Raw genomic sequence first — 13,388 nt, 5'->3', positions numbered from 1 at the left:
CCCGCGCACGCGGGGGTGGTCCCTCACTCGGGGCATCCGGGCCCCGAGGCTCGACGTGCTCCCCGCGCACGCGGGGGTGGTCCGTCGACGAGCGCCTGGTCGGGACCGGTCACGGCGTGCTCCCCGCGCACGCGGGGGTCCGTCATCCGCACTGCCGACATCAACCTCACCGATGTGCTCACCGCGCACGCGGGGGTGGTCCCGAACACTGACGAAGCCGGCCCGTCACCACCACGTGCTCCCCGCGCACGCGGGGGTGGTCCGTGGGATCCCGGCTACGCACCAGGCCAGACGATGTGCTCCCGCGCACGCGGGGGTGGTCGCGGTTGAGCCAACCATTGAAGGCTGCCAAGTGATCATGATGGCCACACAGCACCAAGCAACCTGAAGCTAGAACAACGCTAGACTCCACAACGCCCCTGGTCAGCAAGTGTTCTCCCCGCACGCGCGGGGATGGTCCCTCGATGGAGCGAATGGCGGCATCGGGCATGACGTTCTCCCCGCACGCACGGGGATGGTCCGTCAATGAGCTGCGGAAGGTCGTGCAACGCCTTGTTCTCCCTGCATGCGCGGGATGGTCCCCCGGCGACCTGTGCACCCGCGGGCACACAGGAGTTCTCCCCGCACGCAGGACGGTCCGTACACGGCTGCCTCCAGTTGAACCGCACGGGCGTTCTCCCCGCGCATGCAGGAGGCCCGCAAGTTCTCCCGCGCACGCGGGGGTGGTCCGTCGTTGCTCACCCGGCCCTGGATGCGGGAGTTGTGCTCCCCGCGCACGCGGGGGTGGTCCGTTCCCGCCGTCGATCTGGCGGCTGATCAGCGAGTGCTCCCCGCGCACGCGGGGGTGATCCCTTGGGCTTCGTGCTCATCCGCTCGGCCGCCCGATGCTCCCCGCGCACGTGGGGTGGTCCCTGGAAGTGGCCGAACCCGGCGCTGGACCAGTTGTTCTCCCCGCGCACGCGGGGGGTTGGTCCGTCACGAAGCTCGGACGGAACGGCGATGCCGATGTTCTCCCTGCGCACGCGGGGGTCCGCGCCTACCTGGCGTGCGGCCCCTCGCCGAGGAGTGCTCCCCGCGCACGCGGGGGTGGTCCCTGGTGCGCGAAGTGATCGCGCGGCACGGCGCCGTGCTTCCCGCGCACGCGGGGGTGGTCCCAGGTAGCCCACCTCGTTGCGGCGCACGAACATATGCTCCCCGCGCACGCGGGGGTGGTCCGCCGAGGCAGTGGTGGCGGAAAGGAACGCGATGGTGCTCCCGCGCACGCGGGGGTGGTCCCGCGGCGGCGAGCACCGTCTCCGCCGTCGTGTCGTGCTCCCCATTCCCGCGGCGGCGAACACCGTCTCCGCCGTCGTGTCGTGCTCCCCGCGCACGCGGGGGTGGTCCCATGCGCCGCACGGCGACGCCGTCCGGGCCGACGTGCTCCCCGCGCACGCGGAGGTGGTCCCCCGATCCGGAACTGATTCCCGACACGGAGTACGTGCTCCCCGCGCATGCGGGGGGTGGTCCGGACTGTGGAATCGCCTCGTCGAGCCGTTCGAGGTTCTCCCCGCGCACGCGGGGGTGGTCCCAGCGCCATTTCCATGACGCCGAATAGCAGGACGGTTCTCCCCGCGCACGCGAGAGGTCCCTCGGCCTCGTACCGGAGCACTGGGCAGCGGTGGTGCTCCTCGCGCACGCGGGGGTGGTCCCGCGCCGTGGCTGCTTTCGATCTCGATGAAGCGGTGCTCCCCGCGCGGCGGTGGTCCCGACAGGGGAAGAGTCACGCTCGGCACAACCAGGTTCTCCCCGCATGCGCGGGGGTGGACCCAAGGTCGCGTTGCGCTCCAGCGACCCGCAGCTGGTTCGCCTCGCACGCGCGGAGGTTCCGGCTGGCCGTAAGCAGATTCTTGTCCGGCGTGGCGTGCTACGGCACGAGCACAACCACCCGATCGGGGCCGCGCTGTCCGCGGTGGTGATGTCGCAGGCCAGTTGTAGTGCGTGCCGGATTCGTGGTGGATCGACAGCCGGTTCCCGATCTGGTGTAGGGCGAACGGGCGGAGGTTGGCTGTGTACCCGTTCATATGACGGGTTCCAGTCACCACGAGGAAGTCGCATGTTGTCACGAGGGACCACAGCGAGAAGCCGCGAGTTCGGGCATGCCTTGCGAGCCGCGGTCGCGGCTACCACCTTCTCCGGCCGCGAGATCGCCGCCCGGTTGGGGTGAGACCCGTCCAAAGTGTCGAACCTGATGCACGGCAAGGTCGGGGCCAGTCAGCTCGATCTGGCGTCGCTGCTGGGAGTTTGCCGGGTCGATCCCACTGAGCGTGACCGGTTGCTGGCCTTGGCCAAGAACATGTTCGACGTGAGTTGGTGGCAGCCGCACGAGGCGGGCATGCCGGCGCGCACCATCGTGGAGCATCTCGCGCGAGCCAAGAAGCTGGTCAGCTGGCAGCCGTTGCTCGTGCCGGAGTTCCTGCAGACGCCCGCGTACACCAGTGCGGTACGCGCCGCTGCGGCCGCCACGTCGATCACGGACACCCAGTCGCGTCCGCGCCTGCGGTCCGAGCACCGTTCGAATCCTGTGTGGAGGGACATGGAGTACGTGTGTTTTCTTCACGAGTCGGTGTTGCGGCTGAACGTGAGTGGATCCGATGTTCACAGCGAGCAGCTCCATCACCTTCTTCGGATGGCCGTGCGTCCCCAGGTCGACCTGCGGGTGCTGCCCGCCGCGACGGGTGCGCACGCGGGCATGCGCGGGCCGTTCACCATGCTGACCTTTGCCGGGTGCGCACCGCTGGTGTACGTGGAGTGCGAAGGTTCAACCTCATTATCGAAGGCGAGACGGCCACCCGTGGCTACGAGCCGGTCATCCGCGCGCTCGATCGAGCCAGCCTCGACACGGAGCGGTCCACGGCGCTCATCGCGCTGCTCGGCCGGGAGTTGGCCGGGCGCAACCTCGCCGGCGATCACAGCACACTGTAGGCAGCGTGGTGATCCAGGGCCCAGAAGCCGGTGTGCTCGATCTAGGGTCGCGGTCGTAGCACGTGAAAGGGAACCAGTTGGTCGATCAAGTGCACTTTGCCCGGTCTGCCGTCGGCGTAGCCGATCTCGTAGTCCACCACACCCAGCCAGTCGCCCTCGGCGCTCGGGAAGCGTCCGTGCAGACGGCCTTGCACCTCGCCCGTCAAATCCAAGCCGGTCTCGATGACGTGCCACGGCGCACCTGGCACGCGGGCGAACAGCCGGACCAGCCGGATGCCGACGCCGGTGAGCACAGGTCTGCAGCCGTGCACGTAGTCACCTTCCCAGGTGGTGAACGGGCTGTTGAGCGTCATGGCTGCCTCAGCGGGACGATGGCCTTGCGGCCGCGGCGCAGAACGAGGTCGAAGTAAAGCTTCTCGGACAGTTCGGCGCGGCCGGGAGCCGACGCGGAGGTGATCAGCGTCCAGGTGTGGTCCACGCCGTCGGCGGCGCAGGCCAGACAGCTGATATGAGCGTGGCCGGAGTGCACGACCGCGCGGAACTCGAAGTGGCGGAGCGTGTGCCGTCCGAGAGTGCATCGCGCGGGCAGGACAGCCACAGGCTGGCCGGTGGAGTCGTACCTGACGGTGAGAGAACCGTCCACGTGAGACGGTTCGAGATGCGGCCGGTCCATGATGGAAGAACCTACCAGCACGATCGCACGTATGTTCGATTCGATGCGTGCAGCGTCGGATCGGTCATCCTGCGTGCGGTTTTGCAGTGACGTCGACTTGCGCGCTGAGCGTATGCGTTTGGCGCGGTCCAGCACTCGATCATGGTGCCGACGGTGACCAGGCGGGCGTGTAGCGCTGAGCTTCCTTGATCAGTTCGATACCGTGATCATCGGCCGCAAGTCTCTGAAGCCGGGGGGTCGTCGACGTGCAACGAGTTGGCCTGGACGCTCTCGATGGTGTGCGGCTCGACGCCGCGTTTCACCGGTCCGCCGTGAACTCGCGCGGGGCGGTGATCTTGGCGCATGGCATCACCGTCGACATGGACGAGGGTGGCATGTTCGTGCGGCTTGCCGAGCAGTTGGTGGCGAACGGTTTCGACGTGCTCAGGTTCAGTTTCCGCGGGCACGGTGAGAGCGGTGGCGCCCAGGAGGGCGTCACGATCGCCGGGGAAGTTTTGGACCTGCAGGCAGCGGTCGAGTACGCCCGGCAGGAACTGCCCGCGCCCCTGTCGGTCGTCGCCGGCAGCTTCGGCGCGGTGTCGACTGCGGTTTCCTTGACGTGGTGGCGGCATGTTGTGGCGCGCATCGTGTTGTGGAACCCGGTACTCGATCTTCGACGGACTTTCGTGGCACCCGAGCTACCGTGGGGCATCGAGAACTTCAACCACGATCAGCAGGAGTTTCTGCACGCCCACGGCTACCTGCTCATCGACGGCGAGTTCCGGCTCGGTCGCGTCATGTTCGACGAGTTCAGCAGGTACGAACCAGTCGAGGACTTCATCCGTGACATCCGCCCGGCGCTGGTTGTTCACGGTGATCAAGACAGTTATGTCTCCTATGACGTGGCACGGGAGGCTGCGGCTGCGCGCGTGAACTGCGACTTCCACACGGTCGCGGGATCTGACCACGGCTTCGACACACGAGAGCGTGAAGCCGAGGCGATCCTGGTAACCGTTGACTGGCTGGTACATGGCATGTCGGAGGAGTCGTGAACTGTGAGTCCCTGTACGCGCCGGTCATCGTCGGCACGACGTCCGTGATCGGTATGCACTGCACGCTCGGCTAACCCCAAGGAAGCGCGGATCCGCGCCGAGCAGCAGACCCATCCTCACTGGACGGCATGCGCTTGGAGCTTCTCCAACTTCAATTTGCATTAGACCAAGCTGGTTACAGTCTAGCGCTCGCTTCACTCACATGGATGAGGCACGCAGCCAAAATCGGTACTCGATCGCCCGACTGTTCAGCAGCAAGCGCGATACATCACCACGAGCGATCAGCGTCGCGGTCGCCATACATCCAGGTGTGTTCAGCTTCCGATCAAGGCGTCGTGGATGTGGTCGTCGAGTTCGACCAGGAAGCTCTCGGTCCGCCAGGGCCGGAGACTGCGCCGAGCCAGTCGGATCCGCTGTGCTGCAACCCGACCACCAGTGGTCGCAGTGATGTCGACGGCCTCGTGAAGGAGGTCGACACAGGCGGCGGGATCACCGAGACGCAACCGCGCGAGCGCCAGATCGGTGCTGACGATGCCGCGCTGGACGGCGTCCCGTGATGACCGCAGAGTTGACACCGACCGGTTGAGGCTGTCGTGTGCGTGGTCCGCGTCGCCTGCGTGAAGAGCGCACAGGCCGTCAAACCCGTGCAAGCGGTCACCGTTGAACCCGCCGTGCGGGTCATCGACGGTCAGCTGCTCGACGGTCTTCCACGCTCGCTCCAAGGCGGAAGCTGCCTCGTCGGCTTGGCCAAACCGAGCACAAATCTCGGCATGCACTGCGTGAGCGCGAGCCCGAACCGCGTAACTGGAACTATGGTGAGCGTCAAGGGTTGCGGTACGAGCGATCTTCCGCGCCGCCGCCAGGTCGTCAGTCGCGTGCAAGATCACCATGGTGCGGCTCGTCTGGATCGCGGCTCGATGGCTTCGGTCCGCCAGATGACCAGCCGCGCGGACGGCCTCGTCGTACAGCGCCATCGCCGCCTCATCGTCGCGAGTCTCGAAGGCCAAGCGACCGGCCAGCGAATAGGCATTGGCTGCAAGCAAAGTCAGCTCTTGTCGTGTGCCATCTTTATCGTGCTTCAGCAACCGACGGCAGGACTCGACGATGGGGGCGAGCTGAAGTTGGAGGCGGACGAACGGAACCGCGCCGACCTGACCGTTGATCGCCGTGACCGACTCGTGCAACCGGCTGATGACCTCATGGTCGAGCTTCGAAGGATCGCGCTCGATCATGGCGATGCTCGACCGCGTCGCGGGTGAGAGCAGCGTGATCACTTCGCCGCCATTGCGTTCTGTGCCACGGGTGACGAGCTCGATCAGCTCGCGTACTCGCTGCGGCGACGTTCCGAAATGGCGAAGAGCATCCAGAAGCGTGTCGAAGTCAGATCCAGGGCCGAGCGCCAGGTCACCAGTTGAGGTCCGCGCGTAGAGATGCGCCAGAAGGAGCTGGTAGCGATCGCCAGGGCTGGTGCGGTCCGAAACGCTTTCCCATCGCGCAACGGTGCGTTGGATGCTGGCGACCTGCCTGTTCGTCAACGGGGTGACCGCAAGCAGGCGCGCGGTGTCCCGTAGTCCTCGAGCCAGATCGGCCCAAGACCAGCCACGCCCCTCGCGCAGCAACCGCAGCAAGCGCGCCCCTGATTCCCGATCGGTAGTGGTCACAACGTCCAGTACACCATCCGCGTCCAGCAAATCGTCCGAGTGCGGTCAGATAGGAATGATCATTCGCGGTTTCCCCAGCTCGGCGGCGTAGTTCAGGGTGTACCAGGTGCCGCTTGTCGATTCGTTGCCGTGGGGGAAACCGACCACGAAGCCGCTTCGATCGACCATCCAGCGATTGCGCGCGTGGTAAGCCTCAGTGCCCAACCGGTCAGCGCCCAACTCCACGACATCAGCGAGCCGGGCAGCTGCCTGCAAGCGGCGGATGGAAGCAGCAGCCTCCGCCGGCTGGTCGGCCACTCCGCAGGGCACCACGACGGTCAACGATGCCTCGCTGTGGTCAGCGAGCCAGTTCAAGGTGACTGTGTCGATGCCGACGGCGCCCCCGATGTAGAAGTGGGCTTCTGCGTGGGCGAACGGCTTGAGGTAGTCATCAAACAAGCCGGGAAGCTTGCGCTCATCGAGGATCGTGCGGCTACCGGTGATCGTCAGGTGTCGAACCATCTTCGCTAGTTCCTCCGCGGATGTCATCGAATGTCATCTGCCCCGTTGTGTCTGGTCACGATCTCATGGAACCCGTCGGCTGCGGTGGTGGGTTTGCCCTGCTTCAGCAGTCGGCCGCCCGTCCGATGACAACCACGGTGATCACGATGAACTTATAGAGCAGGGCGGAACTCTCAGCGATCAACCACGGCAGACGCGCCCACGCTTGTGGGTCAGCGCCGCACGGGCCCTGTTGAGGAGGGAAGACTCGCATGGCGCAGCCCGTCAGGGTAGTTCGGGTCGTTGTCGAATTGACTCTTGCTGAGGCTCAGGTGCTGGCGCGGGCAGCAGTGGCCGTCACGTCGGCGTTGGACTGCAAAGAAGTCAATACTGCGGACAAAGGCCTTTGCGTCTTCCGCAGAGCCGTGGCAGGTGCCTTGCCGAAGGACGTTGTCCGCGGCGTAGTCGATCAGCCGGATGTGACGGCTCAGCCGTCGCTTCGAGCCAGCTAGCCGCGGAGGGATCACGATGAGCAACCTCGTCCTGTTCGGCGAGCTCCGACGACGTTTCGACGATCACCTCGACCGTGTGTCGTGCGTCGCGGCCGATGGTGACGCCGCGTCCGCTCTGTCGGTGATGCGACTGGATGTTCCAGGTCTGGTCGCCGCGCTGCGTGTGTTGGCTGCTGAGCATCTACCGGACGAGAACGGGCGTTGCAGGAAGTGCAGGAGCGGGCCGTTCTGGCGCAGGGTGTCAGCGCCGTGCCGGATGTTGCTGAACGTCCACCTTGCTGTGGATGCAGCGAAGGAAACGACACGGGACCGCACATGCTGGAGCCCGCGACGCCACAGGCTACGTGAGTCCTCTATGGACTGACCTAGATGTTCACGTGTGGTATCAACGCAAGGAATTGTTATGCCAACAAGGGTTTCTAGCGCTCGCGGACGTGAATTCGGTGCAGGTATGCGAGCAGCCGTCGCTGCCGCGAAGTCAGGGGTGTGCGAACTCGCCAAGCAGCTCTGCTGGGATGCGTCCAAGGTCTCCAACGTGCTGACCGGCAGAGGTGGAGTTACGGCCATCGAGGTCGCGCTGATGCTGGGCGCGTTGAAGGTCAACGCTGTGGAGCGCGAGCGCTTGCTCGAGCTGTTCTCGGAACGAGCTGTGGAGAACTGGCATCAGTCGCATGGGATGCGTGCGCCGATCTGGCCACGCACCGCAATCGCTCACCTCGCCACGGCAGACAGCTTGACCAGTTGGCAGCCGGACGTGGTGCCGCTTTTGATTCGGACGCAGGACTACATGCGTGCGGCGCTGGCCGCGTCCGCCACCGTGCCACCGACCGAGGTCGAGGAACGGCTGTGCGCGTTGCTGGAGATGCAGAAGATCTTTGACCGCGGTGCAGATTGTGCCTTCTACGTCCACGAGTTCGCGCTTCACCTGCCGGTGGGTGCGCCACAGGTGTGCGCCGATCAGGACCACCACCTGATGCTGATGGCGAACCGGGCCAACGTCAGTATCCGGATCGTCCCCGCGACAGCAGGTGCACACGCGGGTCTGGCTGGCTCGTTCACGCGAATGGGGTTTAAGAAGCACAGGCCGCTGATCTGGCTGACGCAGGAGAACTCCAGTCTCTTCGTCGAGGAGAGAAAGGCGGTCGAGAGCTACGACGCGATTCTGCGTCAGCTCGACAGTGTGAGCTTGGATGAGAGCGCTTCGCTCGCGCTGTTGGTCAGCCGGTGCGTCGGCTCACAGGACGCTGCTCGTGCGCATGCGTCGGCGCACAACGAAAAGATCGAAGCTTTCCCGCCGTCGTAGGCGAGCTCGATACAGCCCCTAAACCGTAGACACGTTCGAGATACGAGAAGCACATGATGAAAACCAAGGACCCTACGCGGCCGACCGAGCCTGGCCGGATCATCGCGCCATACGTTACGGCATGGTCGACTGAACAAGCCGTGCCGCGCGATCTGGTGATGCGCCCTGATGGCCTGGGCGTCGGCTACACCGACGAACTCTCTTGCGACCGCGACAAGAACGGTGTTCTGTGGGCTCAGGAAGAGGATCGTCACGGTGAAGGCACGCCGGAGTTCGGCAGGGTGCACTCCATCCGGCAGCGTCGTGCGATGCGCAAGCTGCTGTGCCAGGTGTGCGCGGCACCCGCAGATCGGACGCGGAGCGGCGTCCTGTGGCTGATGAAGGATCACCGGGACGACTGGCCTGGCTGGCCGGACGGAATGGGGTCGGCAGAGCCGCCGGTCTGTGCCCGCTGTGTCCCGCTCGCGATGCGGTGGTGTCCGGCACTTCGACGCGGTGCTGTAGCCGTCCGGGTCCGTAAATGCGCGATTGCGGGCGTGTGGGGAACGCTGTACCGCCCGAGCAGGCTGGGGCCTGTTCCGGTCCGGGGTGTCCAGGTTGCCTACGGTGATCCGCTGACTCGCTGGATGGTCGCGGTGACGCTGGTTCGTGAGCTGCAAGGCTGCAGCTTCGTCCCGCTGGACGAGCTGTACGACGCGACGGATGTGGGTCGACGCGAGGATGCCTAAGAACTTCCACGCCACGACGCTCGAACGCGCTATCGGGCGACAGCTGGCCCAGTGGCGCGACGCCCGTCACCTCAGCCTTGCTGAGGCAGGACAACGAGTGGGGTTCAGCAGCGCCAAGCTGTCGACAATGGAAAACGCTGTGCAACCGTCGGTGCCGCTCGACATCATGGCGCTCGGATACGTCTACCAGGTGCCCACTCCCGAGTGGCAGGCCGTCGTGCAGCGGGCGTATGAGGCCGAGCAGGTGCGGGCTGTCGGCGGCTCGGAGAGGTTGTTCGATCCGGCTGCGGACTTCCCGCAACTGGTGTTCGAGGCCGTGATGGTGCGCACGTTCACCACGGACTTCGTACCATCGCTGCTCCAGCTCCCCGATTACGCAAAGATCACCTTGCACAGCGATGATCTGGCCCGCCTCGAACAACAGGCTGCGGTCAGGGACTCGTGGTCACGTCGATTCGACAGTAAGGATCCGCTCACCGTCCACGCGGTGTTCCCGGAGGCCGTGCTGCGACTGGTCGTCGGCGGCCGGCTGGTGATGAGGGCACAGCTGCTGCATCTGATGGAGATGAGCGAGCAGCCCAGGGTCTCCATCCAGATCATTCCTCGCAGCGCCGGTGCGTATCCGGCGATGGGCGTGCCGTTCACGTTGCTCAGCTTCGCGCATCGCCTGCACAACGACGTCGCGTACTTCGAAACCTTCCTCAAAGGCGACTACGACGAAGACCCAAGCCTGACCGAGCGATGTATGCAGCGGTTCACGAAGCTGAGCGAGATGGCGCTGAGCGATGGTGAGTCGTTGGAGCTCATCGCCGAGGCTGCCGCCGAGCTGCAACACATCCGGTAGTCCGCACCCAGACCACCACCTGGCCCGCCGCGACCGCGCACGCCGACGGCCTGACCGACTGGCAGCCGCAGGCGGTGCAGAGCCTGTTGTCCTGCAGTACGACGAGGGCAAGACCTAGTACGTCAACGGGGCAGCACCGCGGTCGTGCGATGACCTCGCACCCAGTTGCGCTTGATCAGCACGGACAGAAGTCGCGATCGCAGGGTGGTATCTCGATCGGGTGAGGCCCTCGGTCGACACCATGTCGTCATGACCTCTACGACCACGGCGGAAGTCGATCACGGTCGCCCTGCGGCTGGCGACATCGATATTCACCTCACCTGGCTGCATTGGCTCGTCAGCGCCGGCTTGGTTGCCGGGCAGTTCGCCGGCCGGGCCGGTGAGTTCATGCGTAAACAGCTGCGCTCGGTCCCGCGCATCGGCGGCAAGAAGGACATCGTCATCCTGACTGACCTGCACGGGAGGCAGGCGTGAGTGAGCGGTCGCTGGGTGCGCTGGCGGCCCGGCACGATCTCGGTGAGGCCACCACCCTGGAGGGTGTGGTGCGCGCGCATCTCGGCCCGACCGCCGGTGTTCACGACGTCGAAGCGATCGTGGGCGACTACCTGGCGGCGTTGAACAGGGTGCTCGACCCGGTCGGGCTGTACATCGAGGACGACGAGGTGTTCGCGGACGGGTGGGTCGACGCCGAGGTGGATGTGGCGATCGACGACGCGTTCTTCCGCGTCGACCTGACGGCCATAGCGGCAAACCACCGGCGCTGAGGCCCTTTCGCTCAATCGAGGCACGGCGCGATTCGTATTAGTCGCTACATCAAGCACGGCAACTGCGCCCGCCAGGCCGTGCGTCTGGCGGGGTCCCTGCTTTGTCGGTGCCTCGTGCGAGCATCGATGCCGATCGGAGGGGCGCGATGGCAACGATCGGCGAGGTCGGGGACGGACTCAACGGGGCACTCAACAAAATCGAAGAAGCGATCAGTGCGGCACACGCGGCGGCGGATCTCGCCGAGGAGGCTTACGAACTTCTGGGGGCTGCTGGGACGGGTTCGCTTCAAGCGGATGTTGAAGAAACACGTGCCATGTTCACGAAGGCAGTCGAGGGCATACGCGAGCCCGAGGGGTTGACGTCGGGTCTCGGCTCGGCGGCGGACGCGATCAAGAGCATGGTCAGTCGGTTGCAACTCGACGGCGGCCCGCCAACTTCGCCTTCACCCGCGCCTCCCGCATCTCCGGCGCGTTCTGGTGGTCCGAAGCCGGGCTCACCCGAGCACGTTCAGAAGCTTCGCGATCAGCTTCCCCCGCCCGTCGAGGCGAGCACGGGTCAGAAGACGCACGGGCGGTGGTTCGCGGACGGGGTCGATGACACGGAGATCGTGAGCGGGCAAGGCGCCGACGCCGCTGACGTCGCGGAGTGTCTGAAGTCGCTCCAGCTTCCGCGTCCCGGGCTGCCGTTCTCCGCGTGGCACGTGGAAACGAAGCTCGCGGTGCACATGCGCAACAACGACATCCGGCACGCTACGGTTCTGATCAACAACGTTCCGTGTCCCGGTGACTTCGGGTGCGAGGTGCTCGTCGGGGCGATCCTGCCCGCCGGCTCCACGCTCACGATCTACGGTTCGGACGGGTACAAGCAGACGATCGCAGGAGGGACACGGGCACCGTGGCAACGCTGAAGGCCGTTTTTGATCGCGAGTCGGCGAAATCTCCCGTACTGGTCAACTCAGAGGAAGAGTTGTCCGCGTTGATCGATCGCGTGATCGCGCTGCCCGGCGACAAGCCGGTTCCCGCGATCGTCGAGCTCGCGATCAACGACGACCCGTATGGCTTCCCTCACCTGTATGCGGGCATCGGCGCAGAGTCCGGTTTCGTGCACGAGCTGTGGGAACCGGCCCGCGCGACGCTCAGCGAACAAAACGCCGCAGGAACGGAGCTGTTCGACTTCGCGGCCAACACCCAAGAGATCCCCGCCGAGCAGGTAGTACCCCTGAAGACGGTGCGGAGAGTCCTCACCGCGTACTTCGAGCACGGCGGCAACATCCCCGCGGACTTCGCGGATCTCCACCGACTTGCTGCTGATCAAGGTTGATCGTTCGGCCCCGTCGTCCGGCGGTAGGTGCAGGTGCAACAGCAGCTCCACCGCCTTGCCTTCCGCCTTCGTGCCGGGCACGGCTTCAAGCAGCCCGGCGACGTCAAGCATGAAGTAGCAACCGACGCGGTCGAAGAACTCCACGACACTCTCCACGTGCAAGCCGGGCTCGACGCGCAGAAGGATGGGGCCGTCTTCCATACGACCGTCGACAACGACCGTCGCACCATTCGCGCACGGCCACCTTGAGGTGGGGTGAGCAGTTGGCCGGACGCCGGAGGACGTTGGCGCCGTCCTCGTAAGTCTCGCGTTGAAGTGCGGTCATGTGACCCATGCGTCGCAGAAGCGCACACGCGTTCAAACCCCTGCCAAGACGAGGGCCCCACCGTGACGCAAGTGGCGGGGGCGCCAATGCCTGAACCAGAGGCTCGCAATCGACCAGGTCAGAGATCTGGAGTGCTCGTCTTGCTGCCTGCGGGTAGTTGCTGAGGCCGGCCCAGCTCGCGCAGCCTATGGACAAGCCGCGGAACTCATCGATCCGGCTGTCGTGGAATCCTTCGCGCAGCAGCCGTCTGCTCCACGAGCTCTGAGTGGTGCAGGGAAGGCCCGGCGTCGTCCGTACCATGATCGAGCAGAACGCGCGACATTCTCAACAACCGCATCGCGGTGTCGAGGTCGAGGCCGCTCCACGGTGACTCGTGCAGCCAGTAGGCCGACAGCACGTAGTGCGCGATGGGTGTGTCCGAGCCGGTCCGCTGGCGCAGCCACTCGGTTGCCCACTGCCGGGTCTCCCGGTAGGTCTGCCGACGCCCCATCGCCAGGCCGGCGATGTTCGGCACGCTCAGCTCTTCCGCCAGGTGGAAGACCGCGACACCCCAGGGGAACGCGTACAACTCGCAGCGACCGGCGGTTCGCCGCACCCGCGTCGAGGGTGCCGAACAGCTCATGCGGTGTGGCCTCGAACGCGGCGCAGTACAGGCGGATGTAGATCTCGTCCCGTACCGCGGCCCTGTCGGTCTCGTGCCGGTAGATCGCCTTGGCCATGGCGCCCAGCTCAGGTGTTGTGAGCTCCGGTTGACGACCGAGTCGCTCGAACTCCCTGGCGAGTCG

Annotated in this window: 16 protein-coding genes, 1 pseudogene and 1 CRISPR repeat array (1 of these 18 running past the window's edge); of the genes and pseudogenes, 12 read left to right on the top strand and 5 right to left on the bottom strand. The window is 65.6% G+C overall.

Annotated elements, in window-relative coordinates; genetic code table 11:
• A CRISPR array of direct repeats spans window positions 1-263; the repeat unit is 28 nt; unit sequence GTGCTCCCCGCGCACGCGGGGGTGGTCC (it extends 677 nt beyond the left edge of the window).
• Window positions 264-2,227: 1,964 nt separating this feature from the next.
• Window positions 2,228-2,755: pseudogene (locus ACZ7CH_RS24485) on the top strand (DUF5753 domain-containing protein); the annotation flags it as partial.
• A 32-nt stretch (window positions 2,756-2,787) separates the two neighbouring features.
• Entirely contained in the window at window positions 2,788-2,961 is a 174-nt protein-coding gene (locus ACZ7CH_RS24480; protein WP_470375009.1) for a hypothetical protein, read from the top strand.
• 41 nt (window positions 2,962-3,002) lie between these two features.
• Here the strand turns inward: ACZ7CH_RS24480 and ACZ7CH_RS24475 are convergent, their stop codons facing one another.
• Both ACZ7CH_RS24475 and ACZ7CH_RS24470 read right to left on the bottom strand, forming a co-directional pair.
• A complete protein-coding gene (locus ACZ7CH_RS24475) occupies window positions 3,003-3,314 on the bottom strand; it encodes a hypothetical protein (RefSeq protein WP_470374973.1) in 312 nt (103 codons plus the stop codon).
• On the bottom strand, window positions 3,311-3,769 hold the full coding sequence (locus tag ACZ7CH_RS24470; protein WP_470374972.1) for a hypothetical protein: 459 nt from the start codon (window positions 3,767-3,769) through the stop codon (window positions 3,311-3,313). The genes ACZ7CH_RS24475 and ACZ7CH_RS24470 overlap by 4 nt, the downstream gene beginning before the upstream one ends.
• A 110-nt stretch (window positions 3,770-3,879) precedes the next feature.
• On the opposite strand from ACZ7CH_RS24470, the gene ACZ7CH_RS24465 reads away from it, so the two are divergent.
• Window positions 3,880-4,665, top strand: a complete 786-nt coding sequence (locus ACZ7CH_RS24465) for an alpha/beta hydrolase (protein WP_470374971.1) — start codon at window positions 3,880-3,882, stop codon at window positions 4,663-4,665.
• Window positions 4,666-4,979: 314 nt separating this feature from the next.
• Here ACZ7CH_RS24465 and ACZ7CH_RS24460 read toward each other — a convergent pair whose 3' ends face one another.
• Together ACZ7CH_RS24460 and ACZ7CH_RS24455 are read right to left on the bottom strand one after the other, a co-directional pair.
• Complete coding sequence (locus ACZ7CH_RS24460) at window positions 4,980-6,293, bottom strand: tetratricopeptide repeat protein (protein WP_470374970.1); 1,314 nt, start codon at window positions 6,291-6,293, stop codon at window positions 4,980-4,982.
• A gap of 78 nt (window positions 6,294-6,371) precedes the next feature.
• Window positions 6,372-6,827 carry a hypothetical protein gene (locus ACZ7CH_RS24455; protein WP_470374969.1) on the bottom strand — a complete coding sequence of 152 codons (456 nt, stop codon included), beginning with the start codon at window positions 6,825-6,827 and terminating at the stop codon, window positions 6,372-6,374.
• 507 nt (window positions 6,828-7,334) lie between these two features.
• Between ACZ7CH_RS24455 and ACZ7CH_RS24450 the strand changes: the two genes are divergently transcribed.
• From ACZ7CH_RS24450 to ACZ7CH_RS24410, 9 genes are all read left to right on the top strand, one after another.
• A complete protein-coding gene (locus ACZ7CH_RS24450) occupies window positions 7,335-7,682 on the top strand; it encodes a hypothetical protein (protein WP_470374968.1) in 348 nt (115 codons plus the stop codon).
• Between the two features lie 87 nt (window positions 7,683-7,769).
• Window positions 7,770-8,621 carry a DUF5753 domain-containing protein gene (locus ACZ7CH_RS24445; protein WP_470374967.1) on the top strand — a complete coding sequence of 284 codons (852 nt, stop codon included), beginning with the start codon at window positions 7,770-7,772 and terminating at the stop codon, window positions 8,619-8,621.
• A gap of 53 nt (window positions 8,622-8,674) precedes the next feature.
• Window positions 8,675-9,349, top strand: a complete 675-nt coding sequence (locus ACZ7CH_RS24440; protein WP_470374966.1) for a hypothetical protein — start codon at window positions 8,675-8,677, stop codon at window positions 9,347-9,349.
• Window positions 9,324-10,193 (top strand): helix-turn-helix domain-containing protein, encoded by an 870-nt coding sequence (locus ACZ7CH_RS24435; protein ID WP_470374965.1) that lies wholly within the window; start codon window positions 9,324-9,326, stop codon window positions 10,191-10,193. The genes ACZ7CH_RS24440 and ACZ7CH_RS24435 overlap by 26 nt, the downstream gene beginning before the upstream one ends.
• A gap of 249 nt (window positions 10,194-10,442) precedes the next feature.
• Entirely contained in the window at window positions 10,443-10,667 is a 225-nt protein-coding gene (locus ACZ7CH_RS24430) for a hypothetical protein (RefSeq protein ID WP_470374964.1), read from the top strand.
• The gene (locus tag ACZ7CH_RS24425; RefSeq protein ID WP_470374963.1) at window positions 10,664-10,957 is read left to right on the top strand and encodes a hypothetical protein; all 294 of its coding nucleotides are present in this window, start codon (window positions 10,664-10,666) and stop codon (window positions 10,955-10,957) included. The genes ACZ7CH_RS24430 and ACZ7CH_RS24425 overlap by 4 nt, the downstream gene beginning before the upstream one ends.
• Before the next feature lie 146 nt (window positions 10,958-11,103).
• Window positions 11,104-11,865, top strand: coding sequence for a DddA-like double-stranded DNA deaminase toxin (locus ACZ7CH_RS24420; protein WP_470374962.1), 762 nt, complete (start codon window positions 11,104-11,106; stop codon window positions 11,863-11,865).
• Complete coding sequence (locus ACZ7CH_RS24415; RefSeq protein WP_470374961.1) at window positions 11,853-12,278, top strand: Imm1 family immunity protein; 426 nt, start codon at window positions 11,853-11,855, stop codon at window positions 12,276-12,278. Before ACZ7CH_RS24420 ends, ACZ7CH_RS24415 begins: the two co-directional genes overlap by 13 nt.
• A gap of 33 nt (window positions 12,279-12,311) precedes the next feature.
• Window positions 12,312-12,527, top strand: coding sequence for a hypothetical protein (locus ACZ7CH_RS24410; RefSeq protein WP_470374960.1), 216 nt, complete (start codon window positions 12,312-12,314; stop codon window positions 12,525-12,527).
• Window positions 12,528-12,808: 281 nt separating this feature from the next.
• Here the strand turns inward: ACZ7CH_RS24410 and ACZ7CH_RS24405 are convergent, their stop codons facing one another.
• Window positions 12,809-13,198 carry a hypothetical protein gene (locus tag ACZ7CH_RS24405; protein ID WP_470374959.1) on the bottom strand — a complete coding sequence of 130 codons (390 nt, stop codon included), beginning with the start codon at window positions 13,196-13,198 and terminating at the stop codon, window positions 12,809-12,811.
• Window positions 13,199-13,388 lie beyond the last annotated feature (190 nt).

The sequence above is a fragment of the Lentzea sp. NPDC037011 genome (assembly GCF_055607425.1).
This window is presented reverse-complemented; position numbering and strand designations above follow the sequence as displayed.

What these genes read in the sequence shown, in the direction of transcription:
- ACZ7CH_RS24435 (WP_470374965.1), top strand. Translation starts at nt 9,324, where the DNA reads ATGTGGGTCGACGCGAGGATGCCTAAGAACTTCCACGCCACGACGCTC.
- ACZ7CH_RS24420 (WP_470374962.1), top strand. Translation starts at nt 11,104, where the DNA reads ATGGCAACGATCGGCGAGGTCGGGGACGGACTCAACGGGGCACTCAAC.
- ACZ7CH_RS24440 (WP_470374966.1), top strand. Translation starts at nt 8,675, where the DNA reads ATGATGAAAACCAAGGACCCTACGCGGCCGACCGAGCCTGGCCGGATC.
- ACZ7CH_RS24475 (WP_470374973.1), bottom strand. Translation starts at nt 3,314, where the DNA reads ATGACGCTCAACAGCCCGTTCACCACCTGGGAAGGTGACTACGTGCAC.
- ACZ7CH_RS24430 (WP_470374964.1), top strand. Translation starts at nt 10,443, where the DNA reads ATGACCTCTACGACCACGGCGGAAGTCGATCACGGTCGCCCTGCGGCT.
- ACZ7CH_RS24455 (WP_470374969.1), bottom strand. Translation starts at nt 6,827, where the DNA reads ATGGTTCGACACCTGACGATCACCGGTAGCCGCACGATCCTCGATGAG.
- ACZ7CH_RS24445 (WP_470374967.1), top strand. Translation starts at nt 7,770, where the DNA reads ATGCGAGCAGCCGTCGCTGCCGCGAAGTCAGGGGTGTGCGAACTCGCC.
- ACZ7CH_RS24450 (WP_470374968.1), top strand. Translation starts at nt 7,335, where the DNA reads ATGAGCAACCTCGTCCTGTTCGGCGAGCTCCGACGACGTTTCGACGAT.